This is a genomic window from Cellulomonas sp. P5_C6, assembly GCF_054049635.1.
This window is the reverse complement of record NZ_JBFULZ010000013.1, coordinates 19,578-36,097: the sequence shown is the minus strand read 5'-3', so window position 1 is coordinate 36,097 and position 16,520 is coordinate 19,578. Positions and strand designations below refer to the sequence as shown.

The window sequence follows — 16,520 nt, the reverse complement described above, 5'->3', positions numbered from 1 at the left end:
AGGTGCTGGCCATGGCGACGGCCGGCTCGGCGGCGGGCCTGGGCCGGCCCGAGCTCGGTCACCTGCGCCCCGGCGCGGCGGCGGACCTGTGCGTGTGGGACGTCTCCGGGGTGGCCGACGCGGGCGTCGCCGACCCGGTGGCCGGGCTGCTGTGGGCGTCCCCCGGGCGCCGGCCGCGGCACGTCGTCGTCGGCGGCCGGGTGGTCGTCCGGGACTTCGTGCTGCAGACCGCCGACGAGCGTGAGGTCGTGGACGCGCTGCGGCGCCGCGTGGGTCGCTGAGCCCTCACAGCTCGAGCACCAGGGTCGGGCAGGCGGCGCGCGAGACGCAGATCATCATGGTGGTGCCGCTGCCGCCGGGGCCGATCACGGAGTCGCGGTGCTCGACCACCCCCTCGAGCACGGGGGTCTCACAGCTGCCGCAGGTGCCGGCGCGGCACGAGGAGACGACCACCGCGCCGCTGTCCTCGACGACCTCGAGGATGCTGCGCCCGGGCGGGACGGTCAGCGTGGTGCCCGAGAGCGCGAGCTCGACGTCGAACGGCTGGCTCCACACCGGCGGCCCGAACTCCCGGGCCTCGAACCGCTCGGTGTGCACGGCCCACCCCGGCTCCGCGGACGCCTCGACGGCCTCCAGCAGCCGGCGGGGTCCGCAGCAGAACACCTGACCGGCCGGTCCGGCGGTGACCGCGGAGACGTCGAGGCGCCGGCCCTCGTCGGCCGCGTAGACCTGCACCTGGCCGGGGTGGTCCGCCACCAGCCGATCGACGAACGCCATGGTCGTTCGCGACCGCCCGGCGTAGTGCAACGTCCAGTCGACGCCGGCCGTCGAGGCCGCGGCCAGCATGGACAGCACGGGCGTGATCCCGATGCCGCCCGCGACGAACACCGTCGGGCCGTCCGGGGAGAACGCGAAGTGGTTGCGCGGCCCGCGTAGCCGCAGGGTGTCGCCGACCGCGAGCGCGTGCGCGGCGACCGAGCCGCCGCGGCCGTCGGGCTCCCGCAGCACCGCGACGCGGTACGTGCCGCGGTCGGCCGGGTCGCCGCACAGCGAGTACTGGCGCTCGACGCCGTCGCCCAGCAGCAGGTCGATGTGCGAGCCCGGGGTCCACGGCGGCAGCGGGCGACCGTTGACGGGCTCGAGGTCGAGCGCGACGACCCCGTCCGCGACCGTGGTGCGAGCCCGCACGACGACGGGCCGCTGGATGTCGCTGAAGACGCTCACGGACAACTCCTCGTATGCGGCCGAGTCGGGCGAAGCGTCAGGGTACGAGGCTCGTGTTAACAGAGATCGGCAGGACGTGACCTAGGTGGACCGCTGTGGTTACACGTCGGTAACTCAGCCTGCTTAGCGTGCGCAGAGGAGGAAGCCATGGCTTCACCACCCGCGACGGCGCACCCGCCCGGGTGAGTCGCGCGCTCGGCCCGGAGGGACGCGATGTCGGCTCTGCCCCGCACCATCGAGCGGCTGACGCACGCGCGGCTGGCCGACGGTCGCGTGGTGGACGTGCGGCTCGAGGGCCCGTTAGTCGTCGAGGTGGTGCCGGGCGGAACCTTCACGGGCGGGGACGCGGACGCCACCCTCGAGCTCGACGGCTTCCTGCTCCTGCCCGCGCCGGCCGAGCCCCACGCGCACCTGGACAAGGCGCTGTCGTGGGACGCGATCCGGCCGCCGATGGGCGACCTGCGGCTGGCGATCGACTCCTGGCACGCGCACTCCGCGCAGATGACGGTCGAGGACATCGCCACCCGCGCACGCGCCCAGGCCCTGACCATGCTGGCCAACGGCACGACCGCGATCCGCAGCCACGTCGACCTGCTCCACGGCGACGACCCGCTGCGCGGCGTGCGGGCCCTGGTCCAGGTGCGCGACGAGCTGCGCGGGCTGCTCGACCTCGAGCTGGTCACCCTGGGCGGCTACCTGACGCCCGTGCCGGACATGGACGCCGCGCTGGCCGCCGGCGTGGACCTGGTGGGCGGCGCGCCGCACCTCGCGCCCGACCCGGTCGCGGAGCTGCACCGCCTGCTCGACGTGGCCCGCGCACACGGCGTGGGCGTCGACATGCACACCGACGAGAGCCTCGACTGCGAGGTCACGCTCGATGTGCTGGCCCGCGCGGTCCGGGGCTGGGACGTGCCGGTCAGCGCTGGGCACTGCGTCCGGCTGGGCACCCTGGACGGGCCGCGCCGCGACCAGGTGATCGCCGACGTGCTGGCCTCGAACCTCGGGATCATCGCGAACCCGATCACCAACCTGTACCTGCAGGGCTGGGCGTCCGACGTCGCGACGCCCCGCGGGCTCACCGCCGTGCGGGCGCTGGTCGACGCCGGGGTGCGGTTCGCCGCCGGCGCCGACAACGTCCGTGACCCGTTCAACCCGCTGGGCCGGTCCGACGCGCTGGAGACCGCGATGCTGCTGGTCGTCGCGGGCCACCTGTCCGTCGACGAGGCCTACGCCGCCGTCAGCACCGGCGCGCGCGACGTGATGGGCCTGCCGGTCGCCGGCGTCGAGGTGGGCGACCGCGCCGAGCTGCTCGCGGTGCGCGGCTCGGACCTGGTCGGCGTCGTCGCCACCGCGACGGCCGACCGCTACGTGCTGCACGAAGGACGCCTCGTCGCGCAGAGCGAGACCCACACGCAGGTGGCCGCCCCGGCCTCCCTGACGACCTCCTACCCCGAAGCGAGGTGACCGTGTCCCTCACGACACCCACCAGCACGCCGCCGCCGGCGCACACGGCCGGACCCCTGCTGGGGTTCCACGACGTCGCGATGACGTTCCCCGACGGGACCACGGCGCTGTCCGGCGTCGACCTGACCGTCGGCCGGGGAGAGTTCGTCTCGGTCGTCGGCCCCTCCGGCTGCGGGAAGTCGACGCTGCTGCGCATCGCGTCGGGCCTGGAGACCGCGAGCGCCGGCGTCGTCGAGCTGGCCACCGACCACATCGGGTACGTGTTCCAGGACGCGACCCTGCTCCCCTGGCGCGACGTGCAGGGGAACGTCGAGCTGCTGGCCGAGCTCAAGGGCCGCGGCGTCAAGGCTCGACGCGAGGCCGCCGCCACGGCGATCAAGCTCGTCGGGCTGGCCGGTTTCGAGAAGCACCTGCCCAAGCAGCTGTCCGGCGGCATGAAGATGCGCGCGTCGCTGGCCAGGTCGTTCACGCTCGACCCGGAGCTGTTCCTGTTCGACGAGCCGTTCGGCGCGCTCGACGAGATCACGCGCAGCCGCCTGAACGACGAGCTGCTCAAGCTGTTCAGCGAGCAGCACTTCGCCGGCCTGTTCATCACCCACTCGGTGGCGGAGGCCGTCTACCTGTCGACCAAGGTCGTCGTCATGTCGGGCCGCCCCGGCCGGCTCGTCGGCACCTTCGACGTCCCGTTCCCGATGCCCCGGGACCCCGACATCCGCTTCTCCCCCGAGTTCGCCGCGGTCGTCGGCGAGGTCTCGCACGCCCTCAAGGAGGCGCACAGCTGATGGCCACCACCACGCTCGAGGGCGTCACCGCCCCCACCCGCAAGGCCACGCAGGCGCCCCCGCGCCGCAAGCGCCCGGTCATCACCTGGCTCGGCCCGGTCGTCGTCTTCATCGGCTTCATCGGCCTCTGGTACGCGCTCGCCGCCTACTACGCGTCGCGCGGCCTGCCGTACTTCGTCCCGTACCCGCACCAGGTGCTCCAGGTCCTCACCGACCCCGAGGAGCTGCAGACCCTGGCCACCGCGCTGCTGCACAGCACCGAGGTCGCCATGACGGGCCTCGCGTTCGCGATCGTGATCGGCATGGCGTGGGCCGTGATCATGGCGCAGGCCACGTGGATCGAGCGGTCGCTGTTCCCGTACGCCGTGGTGCTCCAGTGCATCCCGATCCTGGCGCTGGTCCCGCTCATCGGGATCCTGTTCGGCTACAACTTCCAGGCCCGCGTCATCGTCACCATCCTGATCGCGCTGTTCCCCATGGTGTCGATGACCCTGTTCGGCCTGCAGTCCGTGGCCAAGCAGCAGCGCGAGCTGTTCCAGCTGCAGGGCGTCAGCCGCACCACGATGCTCCGCAAGCTCCAGTTCCCCGCCGCGCTGCCGTCGATCTTCGTCGGCCTGCGCACGTCGGCCGGGCTCGCGGTGGTCGGCGCCGTCGTCGGCGACCAGTTCTTCCAGCGCGGCAACCCCGGCCTCGGCGTCCTGATCCAGGTCTACGCGTCCCGCCTGCAGGGGCCCCAGCTCTACGCCGCGATCCTCGTCGCCTCGCTGCTCGGCGTCGCCGTCTTCGTCATCTTCGGCTGGCTCGGCCGCGTCGTCGTCGGCCGTTGGTACGACTTCACCTGATCCCCCGTCCCCGGCCGCGGCCCACCCCTTCCCGCTGCCGTCGCTGCACCCTCCCGCCCCACCCTCCCCACCGGAAATGAGCCCCCATGCGCACTGCTCCCCGCTCGGCTGCCGCGGCCGTCGGCATCCTGCTCACCACGGCCGCCCTGGCCTCCTGCGCCGGCAACGCCGGTGACTCCGCGACGACCGCTGCCACGGCCGCCGCCGGCGGCGTCGACCTGTCCGACGTCTGCCCCTCGACGGTCGTCGTGCAGACCGACTGGAACCCGGAGGCCGACCACGGCCACCTGTACGAGCTGGTCGGCCCCGGGTACACGGTCGACGCCAACCAGAAGTCCGTCACCGGCGACCTCGTCGCGGGCGGCAAGCCCACCGGCGTCAAGATCGAGGTCCGCGCCGGCGGCCCGGCGATCGGCTTCACGCAGGCGTCCGCGCAGATGTACCAGGACACGTCGATCACCCTGGGCTACGTCTCCACCGACGAGGCCGTGCAGCTCTCGGACAAGTTCCCGACGACGGCCGTCTTCGCCGAGAACGACAAGTCTCCGATGATGGTCATGTGGGACCCGGCGACGTACCCCGACGTCACGGACATCAAGGGCCTCGGCTCCGCGCTCAAGGACTCGGGCGGCGTCATCCGCTACTTCAACGGCGCCGCGTACATGAGCTACCTCACCGGCTCGGGCGTGCTCGACCCGTCGGTGACGGACGGCAGCTACGACGGCACCCCGGCCAACTTCGTCGCCGCGCAGGGCAAGGACGCGCAGCAGGGGTTCGCCACCGCCGAGCCGTACATCTACGAGAACGAGGTCACGGCCTGGGGCAAGCCCGTCAAGCTGGAGACCATCTACGACGCCGGCTTCCCCTTCTACCCCGAGGCCATGTCGGTGCGCACCGGCGACCTCGAGGACCTCACGCCGTGCCTCGAGAAGCTCGTGCCCGTGATGCAGCAGGCGGACGTCGACTACATCAACGACCCGAGCACGACGAACGCGCTGATCCTCGACCTGGTCGACCAGTACAACAACGGCTGGGTCTACTCCGAGGGCGTCGCGGACTTCGCGGTCGAGCAGATGAAGAAGCTCGACATCGCGTCGAACGGTGACAACGCCTACGTCGGCGACATGGACGAGGCGCGCATCCAGAAGATCATCGACATCGCCGGCCCGATCTACACCGACGCGGGCGCCCCGCCGAAGGCCGGCCTGGTGGCCAAGGACCTCTTCACCAACGAGTTCCTCGACCAGTCGATCGGCTTCTGACCCCAGGGCGGCGGGCGGGGTCCTCCGGCCCCGCCCGCCGCTCGCGCGCACGTGAAGGGACGTTCCATGGAGACGACGACGGCCGTCGAGGCGCTGGCCGACGAGCTGCGCGCCCTGCTCGGCGACGACGGCGTGAGCACCGACCACCGGGTGCGCGAGCGGGTCAGCGTGGACGGCGCGACGATGTCGCCGCTGATCCTCGAGCTGCTGCCGCTCGGGCTGGCGGACGTCGTGGCCTTCCCGACCAGCGCGTCGCAGGTCGCGGCGTGCGTCGCCGCCGCGGTCCGGCACCGGGTGCCGGTCACCCCGCGCGGCAAGGGCACCGGCAACTACGGCCAGGCCATCCCCATGCCCGGCGGACTGGTGCTCGACCTGACCCGCGCCCGCGCGATCGTCGAGATCGGCGACGGCTGGGTCACCGCGGAGGCGGGCGCGACGATGGTCGCGATCGAGGCGGCCGTGCGCGAGACCGGCCAGGAGCTGTGGATGTACCCGTCGACCGCGCAGTCGACCGTGGGTGGGTTCCTGTCCGGCGGCTCGGGCGGGACCGGGACCATCGTGCACGGCGCCAACCACCAGGGGTTCGTCGTCGGGCTCGACGTCGTGCACGCCTCCACCGACGCGGCGCTCGTGCACGTCGAGGGCGACGACGCCCAGGCCTACGTGCACAACTACGGCACCGCCGGGATCCTCGCCCGCGTCACCGTGCGCCTCGAGCCCCTGCAGGACTGGCGCGGGTTCTACGCGAGCTTCGACTCCCAGCACGACGCCTTCCGGGCGCTGCGGGAGATCGGTCTGCTGACCCCGCGCCCGCGCCTCGTCTCCGCCGACCACCCCGTCGTGGCCGCCGCCCTCCCGCCCGACCCGGCGATCCCCGAGGGCCGGGCCAGCCTGCGCGCCATCCTCGACCCGGCCGCGATCGACGCGGCGACCGCCCTGGTCACCGCCGCGGGCGGCACGGTCGAGGACCTCCGCGACGGGCCGCAGGCCTCCCTCAAGCTCTCGGTCCTGTCGTACAACCACCCCATCGAGTGGCTGCAGAAGTCCGACCCCGGCACGTACATCCATCTCGAGGTCGGCGGCGACGCGCTGGTCGACCGGCTCGACGAGGTCCAGGCGACGATCCCGGGCGGGCTCCTGCACCTCGAGGCCGGGCACTCCGTCCCGATCGGGATGCTCGCGGGCGTCTACGAGGGGCCCGAGCGCCTCGACGAGGTCATCGCCGCGCTCGGGCTCGTGGGGGTCGGCGTGCACAACCCGCACCAGTGGAACGTCGACTTCGAGGTCGAGCGCACCCTGGAGCTGGCGCGGACCACCGACCCCGACGGCCTGCTCAACCCCGGCAAGCTCAACCCCGGCTACGCCGGTCCGCGCAAGGGAGCCATCCGATGAGCCGCCTCCTCGCCGAGCTGTCCGGCCCGGCCACCGCGCGCGTCCTGCGACCCGACTCGGTCCTCGTCGTGCCCACCGGCGCCATGGAGCACCACGGCCCGCACCTGCCCCTGATCACCGACGCCCTCATCGCGGAGAGCGTCGCCACGGCCGCGATCGAGCAGGCCGCCGCCGACGGGCTCGACGTCTGGCAGCTTCCCACGCTGACGTACACGAAGTCCGACGAGCACTCCTGGGCGTCCGGCACCGTCTGGGTCTCGTGGGACACGCTCATGTCCACGCTCGTCGACATCGGCCGCTCGGTCGCCGCGACCCCGGCCCGGCGCCTCGTGTTCCTCAACGGCCACGGCGGCAACACGGCGCTGCTGGGTGTCGCGCTGCGCGAGATCCGCCGCCTGCACGGCCTGCTGACCTTCTCCATGCCGGCCGGCGTGCAGGTCGCGGGCGCCGGCGGCGAGCACGAGCCCGACGAGCACGGCCTGGGCATCCACGCCGGGTACGGCGAGACGTCCCTCGTGCTGCACCTGCGCCCCGACCTGGTCGACATGGCGCAGGCCCGGCGCAGCGTGCCCGAGCACATCGGCGCGATGACCCACCTCGGCTTCAACGGCACGACCGCGCAGTTCGGCTGGCTCAGCAACGACTTCGGGCCGGACGGGGTGATCGGGGACCCGACCGGGGCCAGCGCCGCCGCGGGCGCCCAGCTCTTCGACGCCTCCGTCCGCCGCGCCGTCGACGTGCTCGGCGAGATCGCAGCCTTCACGCACGCCGCTCCCGGCGCATGATGACCCGATGACGACCACGCCCGAGCTCCCGTCCGCGACGCAGCAGACACCCCCGCCGGCACCGTCGACCGAGATCGAGCCCGAACCCGCGCTCTGGGACCCGGAGACGCCGGTCTGGGACCCGATCCCGCCCGCCGTCCCGCTCGACGACCTCGGCCCGGCGGCGCTGCCGGACGAGCTCGTCGCGCTGCTCACCGACTGGCTGCCTGCGAACGACGACCCCGACCGCCCGCCGGTCACCCTCGCGACCGTCGACGCCGACGGCTTCCCCGACGCCCGCACCGTTCTGCTCAGCGAGTTCGACCGCGACGGCGTCTACGTCCACACCGATGCCGCGTCCCGCAAGGTCGCCCAGCTGACCTCGCACCCGACCGTCGCGCTCGTCGCCCGCTGGGACGACCCGCTGCGGCAGCTGGTGGTCCGCGGGGTCGCCGAACCGGCCGACCGCACGGAGACCGACCGCGCGTACGCCCGACGGTCCCGCTACCTCCAGCAGCTCGCGTGGGTGAACACGCAGGAGGTCGCCGACCAGTCGCCCTCCGAGCGCCGGGACACGTGGGCGTCGTTCGCCGCGGAGCACCCCGTGCTCGAGCCTCCCGCGTCGTGGGTCGGCTTCCTGGTCCGGCCGACCACCCTCACCTTCTGGACGGGCGACCCCACGTCCGTCAGCCACCGCCGCGAGTACCGGCTCACCGACGGCGAATGGTCCGTCAGCGAGCTGCCCGGATGAGAGGAACGCGCATGGCACACCACCGAGGGGCACGTCGCGCATGACGGCCCGGCTGCACGCCCACCAGTACGGCAAGGCCGAGACGCGCGTGGTCCGCATCGTGCGGGACGCGCCCCGCCACGAGATCCGGGACCTCAACGTCTCGACCGCGCTGCGCGGCGACTTCGAGGCGGCGTACCTCGACGGCGACCAGTCCGCGGTGCTGCCGACCGACACCCAGAAGAACATGGCGTTCGCCTACGCCAAGCAGCACGGCGTCGCGTCGCCGGAGGCGTTCGCCACGCTCCTGGCYAGGCACTTCGTCGACGACGTCCCCCCGGTGGCCGGCGCCCGGGTGGACGTGCAGGAGTACGCGTGGGTCCGTGCCGTGGTCGACGGCGTCGAGCACGACCACACCTGGGTCCGCAGCGGCCAGGAGGTCCGGACCGCGTCCGTGACCGCCGACGAGTCGGGCACGACGGTCATCGCCGGGCTCAAGGACCTCACCGTCCTGAAGTCGACCGGCTCGGAGTTCCGCGGCTTCTTCACGAACGAGTACACGACCCTGGCGGAGGCCACCGACCGCGTCCTGGCGACCTCGCTCGTCGCCCAGTGGCGCTACGCCCCCGGCGCCGAGCTCGACTACGACCGGACCTACGCGGCGGTCCGCGCGACGATGCTCTCGACGTTCGCCACCCTGCACTCGCTCGCCCTGCAGCAGACGCTCTGGCACATGGGCGTCGCCGTCCTCGACGCGGTCCCCGAGGTCGTCGAGATCCGGTTCGCCGCCCCCAACAAGCACCACTTCCTGGCGGACCTGCGCCCCTTCGGCCTGGAGAACCCCGGCGAGGTCTTCTTCGCGGCCGACCGCCCCTACGGCCTGATCGAGGCCGTGATCGTCCGCGACGGGGCGCCCCTCGCGGACGCCGCGTGGACCCGGTCGGTGGGCACACCGTGACCCCGCTCCTGACCCCTGCCGCCCCGGAGACGACCCATGACGCCTGACGACGAGAGCTGGCTGTCCCAGGCGGTGGCGCTCGCCACCGCCAACGTGGCCGACGGCGGTGGGCCGTTCGGCGCCGTCGTGGTCCGGGACGGCGCCGTGATCGGGGTCGGCCAGAACCGGGTCACCCGCGACAACGACCCCACGGCGCACGCGGAGGTCCAGGCGATCCGCGCGGCGTGCCGCGCCATCGAGAGCTTCTCGCTCGAGGGGGCCACGATCTACAGCTCCTGCGAGCCGTGCCCGCTGTGCCTCGCCGCCTGCCTTTGGTCGAGGGCCGACCGCGTGGTCTTCGCCGCCGACCGGCACGACGCCGCCCGCGCGGGCTTCGACGACCGAGCCTTCTACGAGCTCTTCGCCGCCGACCGCGACACCTGGCCGATGCCGGTCCTCGCCCACCGCGTCCCGATGGCCTCGGCCCCCATGGACGCGTGGCTCGCCCGCCCGGCCAAGGTGGAGTACTGACCCGCCCTAGCTCCCCCGGTACGTCGAGTACGCGAACGGGCTCAGCAGCAGCGGCACGTGGTAGTGGCTCGCGTCCACGACCTCGAACACCACGACGACCTCGGGGTGGAACGCGACCTGCCCGGTCGACCCGAAGTACGCGGCGGTGTCGAAGGTGAACCGGTAGCGCCCGGGCCGCACGGCCTCCGGCCCGAGGGTCCTGGCGCGACCGTCGGCGTCGGTCACCCCCGAGTCGACGGGGACCCACGCACCGTCGACGAGCGCGGCCAGCTCGACCGGCACCCCGGCGGCGGGCCGCCCGAGGGCGGTGTCGAGCACGTGCGTGGTCAGCTGGCTCATGCGGACTCCTCGGGAGCGAACAGGGTGCGCAGGCGCAGCAGCGCGATCTGGCGGAGCTGGTCGGCCACCTCGGCGAGCTCGGCGTCGTCCGACAGCGTGAGCCGGTGCTGGAGCGACTCCAGGATCTCGGGCCGGGTGCGCCCGGCGGCCCGGATGAGGAAGATGCGGCCGAAACGCTCCTCGTAGGCCCGGTTCCCGGCGGTCATGGCCTCGACGAGCGCCGGGTCGTCGGTGGTCGACGCCGCCTGCTCGGACCGGCTCAGGCCGCCGGCCTTCTCGCCGATCCGCGGGTGGGCGGAGAGTGCCTCGTCGACCTCCGCGGCCGTCAGCGACCGGGCCGCGAGGTCCGCGACCCCGATCATCGGGTCGACGGACGGGTAGGGGCAGCCGGCCGCGACCTCGTCGACCCAGCGGGCCACGTGCAGGGCCGTCGCGAGGCGCGAGCGCGTCTCGGCGTCGTCGGAGATCATCACGCCACCTTCGTCGTCGGAGCGCCGGAGCCCACGAGGGCTTGTGGCACGGTACAGGCGTGCACCCCATCACCGGGATCGTCCTCGCCGCCGGCGCCGGACGCCGTCGCGGCGGGCCGAAGGCGCTGGTGCCCGGCTGGCTCACCGAGGCCGTCGACCTGCTCCTGGCCGCAGGCTGCGCGCGCGTGGTCGTGGTCCTGGGCGCGGCTGCCGACGAGGCCCGCGCCCTGCTGCCCGCGGACCCGCGGGTCGTCCCGGTCGTCGCCGAGCGCTGGGCGGACGGAGTCGGCGAGTCCCTGCGCACGGGCCTCGCCCACGCGACGGGCGACGCCGCCCTGATCACGCTGGTCGACCTGCCGGGCACGCCCGTCAGCGTGGTCCACCGCCTGCTCGACGCGGACGGACCCCTGAGGCAGGCGGTCTACGACGGCCGCCCGGGCCACCCCGTGCTCGTCGCGAAGGAACACTGGCAGCCCCTGGGCATCGCACTCCACGGCGACCGGGGCGCCCGCCCGTACCTCGCCGCGCACGGCGTGACCGAGGTCGAGTGCGGCGACCTGCACGACGGCCTCGACCGGGACACCTGAGCGGGTCACTCGAGCTCCGCGAGGGGCAGCGCCACTCCCCACCGCGCGGCCGCGGCGGTGATCCGCGTCCGCAGGTCCCCGGGTGCGGCCGCCGCGAGCGCGGACGTCGAGCGACCGCCCTCCGACACGAGCACCCCGCCGACGTAGACCTGCGAGAGGTTCCGCAGCCCGCACGCCATGACGTACGTGGCGAGCACGTCCCAGACGGGACCGGTGTCGGGCGCCCGGTGGTCGACCAGCAGGAAGTCGGCGAACTTGCCCACCTCGAGCGAGCCGATCCGGTCCTCGACCCCGAGCACCTCCGCCGCGCCGAGGGTGTGCATGCGCAGCACGTCCGCCGGCATCAGCACGGAGGCGTCCGTGTGCAGGGCCCGCGTCGTGTAGAGCCCGATCCGCATGTTGCCCCACGGGTCGGAGATGTCCGTGCACGACTGGTCGTCCAGCCCGAGGCCCACACGGATCCCGGCCTCGCGCAGCCGCACCACGTCCGCGAACCCGGACCCCAGCCGCCCGTTCGACGTCGCCTGCCACACCACCCCGCACCCGGTGGCGGCGGCGACGTCCACCATGACGTCCGTCGGGTGCACGAAGTGCCCGAACAGGAAGTCGGGCCCGAGCGCCCCGGCGGACCGGTACCAGTCGAACTTCTCCCGCTGCGTCTCGATGCCCTGCGCCGTCTCGACGAAGTGCGCCTGGTTGGTGATGCCGTGCTCGCGCATGACCGCGACCTCCAGCTCGGCCGACCGCGGGGTCGACGCCCACTGCACGGCCCCCATCACGGACGCCCCGAGGTGCTGGTCGGCCGGGGTCCTCAAGGACGACTCGCGCACCATGTCCCCGAACACCCCGAGCATCTCGGCCTCGGGGCCGGCCTCGTCGTCGAGCCGGATCGCGTTGACCACCCGCAGCCCGGCGTCGGCGACCGCGTCGAGCTGCCGGGTCACGAACTCCACGGGCGCCACGCGGCCGAGCGCGGGCGAGGCCGACACGGGGTCGTAGCGCCAGGTCACCCGCGAGTGCGTGAAGTTGTACGCGCTGGTCACGCCGTTGGCCAGGAAGTCGAGGGCGCCGTGCAGGGTCGACCAGTAGACGTCGTCGGGCGAGCACTTGTCCATGACCTCGACCATCGACAGCACCCAGGGGTAGAGCGTCGAGCCCGGCGAGATCCCGCGCATGCCCGAGGTGAACAGGTGCGAGTGCGCGGAGACGAACCCGGGCGCGACCATCGCACCCCCGGCGTCGAGCGTCGGCACGCCGCTGACCAGCAAGGACGCGTCCGGAGCACCCTGCCCCATCGACGCGATCCGCCCGTCGTCGCCCACCAGGAACCACCCCAGGTACCAGTCGGGTCCACCGGCGGCGACGGGGATCAGCAGGGCGTCGTGCACGAGGAGTCGCATGGCGGCATCGTTCACGGTGCAGATGACGACGAGGTTGCCGGGATGTCGCGTGTCGAGTTCACGTGGTCGACTTCGTCATGGGGACGTCAGCTCTCGACGATCAAGGAGAACCGCCGTGAAGTACGTGATCCTCATCCACGCCAACCCCCAGCCCTGGGCCCACCCGACCTCGCTGTTCACCGACGAGGGCCGCGCCGTCCCCGCCGACGAGATGGCCGTGATGGACAAGTCGTTCGACGCCCTGCTCACGGACCTGTCGGCGTCGGGCGAGCTCGTCATGGGCGAGGCGCTCGCCGCCCCCACGGACTCGACCGTCTACCACTGGCGCAGCGGCGCGTCGCTGGCCAGCGAGGGACCTTTCGCGGAGCTCCAGGAGCAGCTGGCCGGCTTCTTCCTCATCAACGTGGCCTCGCGCGAGCGGGCCGAGGAGATCGCGGCGCAGTTCGCGGGTCCGGGCAGCCCTGCCGAGCTGCGCCCCGCCTACGTGTGGGGGTGACGCCGGGCGGCTAGCCTCGGCACGGTGAGGGCCCCCACCGTGCGTGCGCCCGACGCCGCCCTGGGGCCACCGCCGACCTACGTCGACGTCCGGCACCGGCGCAGCGTCGCCGATGCGCGCTCCGCGATGGCCTGGCTCGTCGTGCTGGTGGTCGGCCTGCTGTTCGCGACGATCGCGGCCGAGACGATGCACGGCATCGCGGAGGACCTGCACCACGGCATCGGCAGGCTGCCCCGCACGGTGTTCGAGGTCTTCCTCGTCCTCGTGCAGGTCACCTACATCCTGCTGCTGACGCTGACCCCGCTGGTCCTCGTCGCGACCCGGCGCTTCGCCCTGCTCGGGCGCGGCGCGCTCGCCCTGGCGCTCGGCCCGATCTTCTTCCGAGTGATCGAGCTGATCCCGCAGGTGCCCACCTCGCGCCTGCACATCGAGGACGCGCTCGACATCACCTCGGTGTCCTGGCCGCCGACCGGGGTGCTCGCGGGCTGCACGGCGCTGGCGGTGGTGACCAGCCCGACCCTGCGGCGGCCGTGGCGGCGGGCCGTCTGGGTGCTGCTCTGGGTGCTGGTGCTGCTGCGCCTGGTCACGTCGTCGTCGGCACCGCTGGACGTGGTGCTGGCGATCGGCGTCGGCGGCGTCGTCGGCTCGGGCCTCATGCTCGCGTTCGGCCGGACGCTGGGCGAGCTGACGCCGGCTGGTGCGCGGCGCACGCTCGCCGAGGCCGGGCTCGAGCTGGAGGACGATCCCGAGCCGGTCGACGGCGGGCCGTGGACGTTCCGAGGCCGCACGGCCGACGGAGTCGTCGCCGTCCGGGTGGTCGGCGAGCACGACTGGAGCGCCGCGCGGCTGGACCAGGCGTACCGCCGCCTGCGCTGGCGGGACGTCAGCGACGACGACATCGACCCGCAGCCGGCGCACGCCGTGACGACCGAGGCGATGACCGCCCTGCTCGCCGCCTCGCGCGACGTGCGCGTGCCGGCGGTCCGGGCGGTCGCCCGCGCGCCCCGCGGCGAGTCGGTGCTCGCGATCGACGAGGTCCCCGGCCGCGTGCTGGCCACCCTCGACCCCGACGAGCTCACGGACGACGTCCTGGACCGCGCGTGGGTGCAGGTGCGGCTGCTGCGGTCGACGCGGATCGCGCACCGCGAGCTGGACCTGACCCGGCTGAGCCTCGACGACGACGACCACGTCTGGTTCACCGACCTGGACCACGGCCAGCCCGCGGCCACCGACGCCGTGCTCGCCTGGGACGTCGCCGCGCTCCTGGCGGCCACGTCGCCGGTGGTCGGCCCCGAGCGCGCGGTCGCGGCGGCGGACCGGGCCCTGGGCCACGACGCCCTCACGGTCGCGCTGCCCCGGCTCGTCCCCGCGAGCCTGTCGCCCCGCACGCGCGCGGCGGTGAAGTCGGCGGGTGGGATCGGCCCGCTCGTCGACGAGGTCCGCCGCGTGACCGGCGCCGGCGAGCCCGACTTCGAGACGGTCGCCCGGTTCAAGCCGCGGACGCTCGTGATCGCCGCGTTCCTGGCCGTCGCCGTCTACTTCCTGGCCCCGCAGTTCGCGGACATCCCTCGCTCCATCCAGGCGATCGGCGGCGCCGACCCCCGGTGGGTCATCGCCGTCGTGCTCGCGTCGGCCGCCACCTACGTCGGGGCCGCGCTCGGGCTCGCGGGCGGCACCCCGKGGCGCGTCCCGGTCGGCGAGGCGACCAGCGTCGCGCTCGCGTCGTCGTTCGTCGCGACCTTCTCCCCGCCCGGCGTCGGACAGGTCGGCCTGAACATCCGCTACCTGCAGAAACGCGGGTTCGTGACGCCGGTCGCCGTGTCGGCCAGCGCCGCCAAGGAGACGGCGGTGTTCGTCGTCCACCTGCTGATCCTGGCCACCTTCGCCGTGCTCGCGGGCTCCACGGGTGCGCTGTCGTCCGAGGTCGACAAGCTCCCGCCCGTCGAGGTCGTGATCGCGATCGTCGCCGGGGTGCTCCTGCTCGGAGGGCTCGCGCTCGCCGTGCCGAAGGTGCGGTCCGTGCTGCGCACCCGCCTGGTGCCGGCCGTCCGGTCGTCGGTCGACGCGATGCGCGTCGTCGTGTCCAGCCCGGCCAAGCTGATCACGCTGCTCGCCGGCGTCGCGCTGCTGCCGATGGGTTACGCGACCGCCCTCTACTTCTCGGTCCTCGCAGTCGGCGTGGACAACGCGAGCTTCGTCGCCGTCGCGCTCGTCTCGCTCACGGCCGGCGCCGTCGCCACGGCGGCGCCCACGCCGGGCGGCGTGGGCGTCGTCGAGGCCGTGCTGCTCGCCTCCCTGACCGGGATCGGCGTGCCGTCGGGACCGGCCCTGGCGGCCGTGCTCCTCTACCGGCTGGCCACGTTCTGGCTGCCGATCGTGCCGGGTCTCGTGTCGTTCCGGGTGCTGTCGGGTCGCTCGGTGATCTAGCCCCGCCTCCTGCTGACCCTGTTCAGCCGGCGGCCGCGGCGGCCGCGCGCGCGGCGTCGAACGGCGCGCGGTCGAAGATGAAGCGGCTGTGGGTGATCCGCCCGTCGACCACCGTCAGGCACTCGGCCCCCGGCGCGTCCGCGACCGGCCGCGTCGCGCTGTCGTACATGACGAGCGCCCTCTCCTCGTCGCCGAACGCGGCGATCACGCTCGCGCTGACGAGCATGCCGACGTACGCCCCGAGGAACGTGCGATAGGCGTCGGCGCCCACCAACCGGCCCGGCGGCGCGTCGCAGACGATGTCGGGATCGATGTACGCCATCGCGGCGTCGAGGTCACGTCGCGACCAGGCGTCGAAGTACGCGAGGGCGACGTCCAACGGTGCTGCAGCCATGAGCCCACCTCCTGGATCGGATCTCCCACCCGACGCTAGGCCCGACCACCGACACCGACCCCGCTACCCGTGCTCGAGGGTGCGCCACTCGGCGAGCCGGGTGCGCTGCTGCGGCACGACGCCGCGGGCGGCGGTCGGCCCGGGGGCCACGCGCGCGACGATGGGGTGCCGCGCACCGGACCAGCTCGCACGCGCGCCGTGCGCCCGGCGCAGGGCGCGCTTCCTCAGAGGTCCTGGCCTGCGCGTGCCCATGTGCTGCTCCCCCACGGCGCGTCGTCGGCAGGCCGCGGATCGCTGACGACCCCGGCGGCCCGGGCGCCGTCGTCGACGCTGTCCGCACTCGTCACCGACGCTACGGAGCACGGCCGGTCGGGGCCACGGACGTAGGTCCCGGCCCACCGCTGTCGGACGGGTGGACGATCGATCACATGAACGCACCCTGGTGGCGGTTGACCGAGCACGAGCAGACGACGGCGGAG

Annotated in this window: 19 protein-coding genes; 13 read left to right on the top strand and 6 right to left on the bottom strand. The window is 73.6% G+C overall.

All coding sequences use genetic code 11. From position 1 onward, the window contains the following. A partial coding sequence (locus ACXJKG_RS02955; protein ID WP_456844267.1) for an amidohydrolase family protein occupies positions 1–281 on the top strand: 281 nt, incomplete at its 5' end. Positions 282–285: 4 nt separating this feature from the next. Here ACXJKG_RS02955 and ACXJKG_RS02950 read toward each other — a convergent pair. Then, positions 286–1,224 (bottom strand): PDR/VanB family oxidoreductase, encoded by a 939-nt coding sequence (locus tag ACXJKG_RS02950; RefSeq protein ID WP_456844266.1) that lies wholly within the window; start codon positions 1,222–1,224, stop codon positions 286–288. 213 nt (positions 1,225–1,437) lie between these two features. On the opposite strand from ACXJKG_RS02950, the gene ACXJKG_RS02945 reads away from it, so the two are divergent. The 9 genes from ACXJKG_RS02945 to ACXJKG_RS02905 all read left to right on the top strand — a co-directional run bounded on the left by ACXJKG_RS02945 (position 1,438) and on the right by ACXJKG_RS02905 (position 9,928). Continuing rightward, on the top strand, positions 1,438–2,688 hold the full coding sequence (locus tag ACXJKG_RS02945) for an amidohydrolase family protein (RefSeq protein ID WP_456844265.1): 1,251 nt from the start codon (positions 1,438–1,440) through the stop codon (positions 2,686–2,688). Positions 2,689–2,690: 2 nt separating this feature from the next. Then, entirely contained in the window at positions 2,691–3,470 is a 780-nt protein-coding gene (locus tag ACXJKG_RS02940) for an ABC transporter ATP-binding protein (RefSeq protein WP_456844264.1), read from the top strand. After that, positions 3,470–4,312 carry an ABC transporter permease gene (locus ACXJKG_RS02935; protein WP_456844263.1) on the top strand — a complete coding sequence of 281 codons (843 nt, stop codon included), beginning with the start codon at positions 3,470–3,472 and terminating at the stop codon, positions 4,310–4,312. Before ACXJKG_RS02940 ends, ACXJKG_RS02935 begins: the two co-directional genes overlap by 1 nt. An 86-nt stretch (positions 4,313–4,398) precedes the next feature. After that, positions 4,399–5,574 carry an ABC transporter substrate-binding protein gene (locus ACXJKG_RS02930; RefSeq protein WP_456844262.1) on the top strand — a complete coding sequence of 392 codons (1,176 nt, stop codon included), beginning with the start codon at positions 4,399–4,401 and terminating at the stop codon, positions 5,572–5,574. Between the two features lie 66 nt (positions 5,575–5,640). Beyond that, complete coding sequence (locus tag ACXJKG_RS02925) at positions 5,641–6,966, top strand: FAD-binding oxidoreductase (protein WP_456844261.1); 1,326 nt, start codon at positions 5,641–5,643, stop codon at positions 6,964–6,966. Further along, positions 6,963–7,751 (top strand): creatininase family protein, encoded by a 789-nt coding sequence (locus ACXJKG_RS02920; protein WP_456844260.1) that lies wholly within the window; start codon positions 6,963–6,965, stop codon positions 7,749–7,751. Before ACXJKG_RS02925 ends, ACXJKG_RS02920 begins: the two co-directional genes overlap by 4 nt. A gap of 7 nt (positions 7,752–7,758) precedes the next feature. Then, positions 7,759–8,481 (top strand): pyridoxine/pyridoxamine 5'-phosphate oxidase, encoded by a 723-nt coding sequence (locus ACXJKG_RS02915; RefSeq protein WP_456844259.1) that lies wholly within the window; start codon positions 7,759–7,761, stop codon positions 8,479–8,481. Positions 8,482–8,521: 40 nt separating this feature from the next. Then, complete coding sequence (pucL, locus tag ACXJKG_RS02910) at positions 8,522–9,418, top strand: factor-independent urate hydroxylase (protein ID WP_456844258.1); 897 nt, start codon at positions 8,522–8,524, stop codon at positions 9,416–9,418. A gap of 36 nt (positions 9,419–9,454) precedes the next feature. Further along, positions 9,455–9,928: a nucleoside deaminase gene (locus ACXJKG_RS02905; protein ID WP_456844257.1), complete on the top strand. Its 474-nt coding sequence runs from the start codon at positions 9,455–9,457 to the stop codon at positions 9,926–9,928. A 6-nt stretch (positions 9,929–9,934) separates the two neighbouring features. On the opposite strand, the gene uraH is transcribed toward ACXJKG_RS02905, so the two are convergent. Then, positions 9,935–10,267, bottom strand: coding sequence for a hydroxyisourate hydrolase (gene uraH / locus ACXJKG_RS02900; protein ID WP_456844256.1), 333 nt, complete (start codon positions 10,265–10,267; stop codon positions 9,935–9,937). Next, positions 10,264–10,737, bottom strand: coding sequence for a 2-oxo-4-hydroxy-4-carboxy-5-ureidoimidazoline decarboxylase (locus ACXJKG_RS02895; protein ID WP_456844255.1), 474 nt, complete (start codon positions 10,735–10,737; stop codon positions 10,264–10,266). The genes uraH and ACXJKG_RS02895 overlap by 4 nt, the downstream gene beginning before the upstream one ends. A 59-nt stretch (positions 10,738–10,796) precedes the next feature. Between ACXJKG_RS02895 and ACXJKG_RS02890 the strand changes: the two genes are divergently transcribed. Continuing rightward, a complete protein-coding gene (locus ACXJKG_RS02890; RefSeq protein WP_456844254.1) occupies positions 10,797–11,324 on the top strand; it encodes a nucleotidyltransferase family protein in 528 nt (175 codons plus the stop codon). A gap of 5 nt (positions 11,325–11,329) precedes the next feature. Here the strand turns inward: ACXJKG_RS02890 and ACXJKG_RS02885 are convergent, their stop codons facing one another. After that, complete coding sequence (locus ACXJKG_RS02885) at positions 11,330–12,724, bottom strand: amidohydrolase family protein (protein ID WP_456844253.1); 1,395 nt, start codon at positions 12,722–12,724, stop codon at positions 11,330–11,332. A 115-nt stretch (positions 12,725–12,839) separates the two neighbouring features. Between ACXJKG_RS02885 and ACXJKG_RS02880 the strand changes: the two genes are divergently transcribed. Beyond that, positions 12,840–13,220 carry a YciI family protein gene (locus ACXJKG_RS02880; protein ID WP_456844252.1) on the top strand — a complete coding sequence of 127 codons (381 nt, stop codon included), beginning with the start codon at positions 12,840–12,842 and terminating at the stop codon, positions 13,218–13,220. A 24-nt stretch (positions 13,221–13,244) separates the two neighbouring features. After that, on the top strand, positions 13,245–15,647 hold the full coding sequence (locus ACXJKG_RS02875; RefSeq protein ID WP_456844251.1) for a lysylphosphatidylglycerol synthase domain-containing protein: 2,403 nt from the start codon (positions 13,245–13,247) through the stop codon (positions 15,645–15,647). A gap of 22 nt (positions 15,648–15,669) precedes the next feature. On the opposite strand, the gene ACXJKG_RS02870 is transcribed toward ACXJKG_RS02875, so the two are convergent. Together ACXJKG_RS02870 and ACXJKG_RS02865 are read right to left on the bottom strand one after the other, a co-directional pair. Next, positions 15,670–16,041 carry a nuclear transport factor 2 family protein gene (locus ACXJKG_RS02870; RefSeq protein WP_456844250.1) on the bottom strand — a complete coding sequence of 124 codons (372 nt, stop codon included), beginning with the start codon at positions 16,039–16,041 and terminating at the stop codon, positions 15,670–15,672. 63 nt (positions 16,042–16,104) lie between these two features. Next, entirely contained in the window at positions 16,105–16,308 is a 204-nt protein-coding gene (locus ACXJKG_RS02865; RefSeq protein ID WP_456844249.1) for a hypothetical protein, read from the bottom strand. Positions 16,309–16,520: the final 212 nt, after the last annotated feature.

Excerpts from the sequence above, each read along its gene's own strand:
- ACXJKG_RS02935 (WP_456844263.1), top strand. The coding sequence starts at position 3,470 with ATGGCCACCACCACGCTCGAGGGCGTCACCGCCCCCACCCGCAAGGCC.
- ACXJKG_RS02895 (WP_456844255.1), bottom strand. The coding sequence starts at position 10,737 with ATGATCTCCGACGACGCCGAGACGCGCTCGCGCCTCGCGACGGCCCTG.
- ACXJKG_RS02945 (WP_456844265.1), top strand. The coding sequence starts at position 1,438 with ATGTCGGCTCTGCCCCGCACCATCGAGCGGCTGACGCACGCGCGGCTG.
- uraH (WP_456844256.1), bottom strand. The coding sequence starts at position 10,267 with ATGAGCCAGCTGACCACGCACGTGCTCGACACCGCCCTCGGGCGGCCC.
- ACXJKG_RS02870 (WP_456844250.1), bottom strand. The coding sequence starts at position 16,041 with ATGGCTGCAGCACCGTTGGACGTCGCCCTCGCGTACTTCGACGCCTGG.
- ACXJKG_RS02930 (WP_456844262.1), top strand. The coding sequence starts at position 4,399 with ATGCGCACTGCTCCCCGCTCGGCTGCCGCGGCCGTCGGCATCCTGCTC.
- ACXJKG_RS02905 (WP_456844257.1), top strand. The coding sequence starts at position 9,455 with ATGACGCCTGACGACGAGAGCTGGCTGTCCCAGGCGGTGGCGCTCGCC.
- ACXJKG_RS02920 (WP_456844260.1), top strand. The coding sequence starts at position 6,963 with ATGAGCCGCCTCCTCGCCGAGCTGTCCGGCCCGGCCACCGCGCGCGTC.
- ACXJKG_RS02885 (WP_456844253.1), bottom strand. The coding sequence starts at position 12,724 with ATGCGACTCCTCGTGCACGACGCCCTGCTGATCCCCGTCGCCGCCGGT.
- ACXJKG_RS02915 (WP_456844259.1), top strand. The coding sequence starts at position 7,759 with ATGACGACCACGCCCGAGCTCCCGTCCGCGACGCAGCAGACACCCCCG.
- ACXJKG_RS02925 (WP_456844261.1), top strand. The coding sequence starts at position 5,641 with ATGGAGACGACGACGGCCGTCGAGGCGCTGGCCGACGAGCTGCGCGCC.